This window comes from Ectobacillus panaciterrae DSM 19096 (genome assembly GCF_000430785.1).
Classification (GTDB): Bacteria; Bacillota; Bacilli; order Bacillales; family Bacillaceae_G; genus Ectobacillus; species Ectobacillus panaciterrae.
Map to the genome: position 1 here is coordinate 1 of NZ_AUMR01000169.1, position 3,101 is coordinate 3,101.

At 37.7% G+C, this 3,101-nt stretch carries 2 protein-coding genes and 1 pseudogene; 2 read left to right on the forward strand and 1 reads right to left on the reverse strand.

Features of this window, described 5'->3' with window-relative positions; all coding sequences use genetic code 11:
- Positions 1 to 99: pseudogene (locus H540_RS32525) on the forward strand (DDE-type integrase/transposase/recombinase); the annotation flags it as partial.
- 38 nt (positions 100 to 137) lie between these two features.
- Here H540_RS32525 and corA read toward each other — a convergent pair.
- The gene (corA, locus tag H540_RS0121895) at positions 138 to 1,067 is read right to left on the reverse strand and encodes a magnesium/cobalt transporter CorA (protein ID WP_028402389.1); all 930 of its coding nucleotides are present in this window, start codon (positions 1,065 to 1,067) and stop codon (positions 138 to 140) included.
- A gap of 508 nt (positions 1,068 to 1,575) precedes the next feature.
- On the opposite strand from corA, the gene H540_RS0121900 reads away from it, so the two are divergent.
- Positions 1,576 to 3,048, forward strand: a complete 1,473-nt coding sequence (locus H540_RS0121900) for a flavin monoamine oxidase family protein (protein ID WP_028402390.1) — start codon at positions 1,576 to 1,578, stop codon at positions 3,046 to 3,048.
- Positions 3,049 to 3,101 lie beyond the last annotated feature (53 nt).

Genomic DNA, 3,101 nt, shown 5'->3' on the forward strand with positions numbered 1-3,101 from the left:
ATGTACCTGTATCGTGCCGTGGATTCTGAAGGAAATACCATTGATTTTTATCTGAGTAAGAATAGAAATGCCAAATCAGCCAAGCGCTTCTTGAAAAAGCCTTGGCTTTTTTCAAGAAGCGCTTTTATTTAATCGATTTATAGCCACTTTTTTTTCTTAAAGTAAATCACCATAATCAAGATTAAGGCGATCATAATTCCCCATACGTAGGCATAACCAAAATCCCAATTATATTCGGGAATCCCTTTCAAATTCATCCCATAAAGACCAACCACAAAAGACAATGGCAGAAATATAGTGCTCCATATCGTCAAAGTCTTCATGATTTCATTCATCCGATCACCTTTCATTGAAATTTGCATATCAAGAAGGCCAGTCAGTGAATCACGAAACATATCAATCGAATCCACTACCCTCGAGATGTGGTCAAACACATCTATGAAATATACATCTGCTTCTGGAATGGTATAGGGAAAGTGTTGATGGCTAATACTGCCTAATACCGTTCGCTCCTCCACAAAAATCTTCCTTAACGTATGAGTAGTTCTCTTAAGTCGAAAAATCTCTTGGGCAATAGGTGAATATGGATCCTTATGGATGGCTTCCTCCCATTCTTCGATCTTATCTTCCAGATGATCAACTACCATCACATATTCGTCCACACATCGGTCCATGATATGGTATAAGATTTGAGCGGGAAACTCCATTCTCCCCTCAATATTTTTAAATTGCTCGTACAACTCATCCAATATCGGAATATCATGCTTATATATAGATACAACATAATTGGCGCCCACCACTAGAGCAATTTCAATAGGCTCGTGCTGCTGGTCGATTGCAAAAAAGGATATGAAGATATGATCCCGATACCGGTCCATTTTGGGACGTTGATTCAACTTGATACTATCTTCAACGACTAGTGGATGACATTTAAGTAAATCGGAAAGAACATGCTTCACCTCACTCGCCTCCGGATCTCGGAGACGAATCCACACAACCTCTTGCTCAGTCGGTTTTCGAACTTTTTCCGTAGTGGTTTGTTTTGAAGTATGATCATACACTAGCATTATAGATCTCCTCTCAAAAATAATTGCTATTCTTATTATAATCGATAAATAGAACTTGATGGAACACATGGCCGAGTTCCTTTAATCCATAAATGGTTACGAACGTATCGTCCGTATTGATCTTTGGGAGGTAGGCTATGAAAAAGCCGCTGTTTTCTCATGAGTGAATATCTTTATCACGTTACTGTTTTACGATAGCGTGCTTTTTTAATTTGGTTTATTCACCATTTAGACCCTAATGGTACAATTACGATTTATGGAGTCATTATCGATCCATTCGCATGGATATGCATAGTTGTACTTTTGGGTTTATTAGGAAAAAATCCAATACTATTAACTCCGTATGAATATAGAATATCAAAAAATAAGGTGAAATTTCACAAATTAAAACTATTAAACTATTTACTTGATCTATCTCTAAATATCAAGAATACATAGGTATCCCTACAAGTGAATATACTGCAATGAATAATCTTTTTATTAGGGAAGCAAGGAGGTGTCTATGAATATGAATTATCAACTAACAACTGAACGAATGATTAGTATAATTAGAAATGGCCTAAAAAAAACACAAATTCCTAAACATATTATTATTGTTGGTGGAGGTATGGCAGGGCTAGTTGCTTCATCTTTATTAAAAGAAGCTGGACATAAAGTCACAATTTTCGAAGCTAATGATAGGATAGGAGGACGTGTTTACACCTTGCGTTCCCCTTTTAGTAATGGATTATATTTAAACGCAGGTCCATTACGTGTTCCTGATATTCATCACTTGACCTTAGAATATATTAAAAAATTTAAACTGCCCGTAAATCAGTTTATTAACCGGACTCCAATGGATATTCTTTATGTAAATGGAATCAAAACACATCTTAACACGTTTGAACGTTATCCAGATATTTTAAACTATCCAGTTGCTCCGAACGAAAGAGGGAAATCATCAGAACAGCTGTTAGATCGAGCAATGCAGCCAATTATAGATTTTATTAACCAAGATCCAATAAGAAATTGGTATTTCGTAGAAAAAAGATTTAAAAACCTTTCGTTTGCTTCTTTCTTGAATGCTTACTTTTCGGACGGTGCTATCGATATGATCGGTGTACTCCTTGATCTGGAAGCATTTATGGGAATGTCTTTTCTTGAAGTATTACGAGAACAGATAACCTTCAAATCAGCGACTCGTTTCTACGAGATAACGGGCGGTATGGATCTGTTACCAAGAGCATTTCTACCGCAGTTAGAAGAAAATATTATGTTCCATCAAAAGATGGCGAAAATTATCCAACATCAGAATAATATAACCATCCATTCTATTCATCAACAAACCTCGCAGCATTCCACTATAACCGGTGATTTTGCCATAGTAACCATCCCCTTTTCACTTTTACGATTTGTGGAAGTCGAACCATACCATTCTTTTTCCTATTACAAACGAAGAGCGATTCGAGAACTCAACTACTTGTCCGCAACAAAAATCGGAATAGAGTTTAAAAGCAGATTTTGGGAAAGAGAAGGTCAATATGGCGGTAAGTCTATAACTGATTTGCCGATCCGATTCACTTTTTATCCAAGTTATGGAATTGGTACAAGTGGATCAGCTGTGGTTAAGGCAAGTTATACATGGGCAGATGAGGCTCTAACATGGAGCAGTTTATCGAACGAAGATCGTGTTCGATATGCTTTACAGAACTTAGCAAAAATTTATGGTGATCAAGTCTATTCTGAGTTTGTATCAGGAACTTCTTTTAGCTGGAGCCAAAATCCCTATTCTTGTGGGGCTTTCACGTTTTTCGAACCGGGGCAAGAAGCAGATTTGCATCCTTATATCGCTACACCTGAAGGAAGAGTCCACTTTGCTGGAGAACATACTACCCTTAAACATGGTTGGATTCAAGGAGCGATTGAATCTGGAATACGAGCCGCATATGAAGTGAATGACTTACAGATTTCCCGAACGCGAAAGCCCACTACGGTGCGATAGCCACCCCCTTTAGGGGTGGGATGAAAGTGAGGTCGGATACGGAGTGCCACTGA

Bases quoted from the DNA above. Each gene is read 5' to 3' on its own strand.
- corA (WP_028402389.1), bottom strand. From the start codon at position 1,067: ATGCTAGTGTATGATCATACTTCAAAACAAACCACTACGGAAAAAGTT.
- H540_RS0121900 (WP_028402390.1), top strand. From the start codon at position 1,576: ATGAATTATCAACTAACAACTGAACGAATGATTAGTATAATTAGAAAT.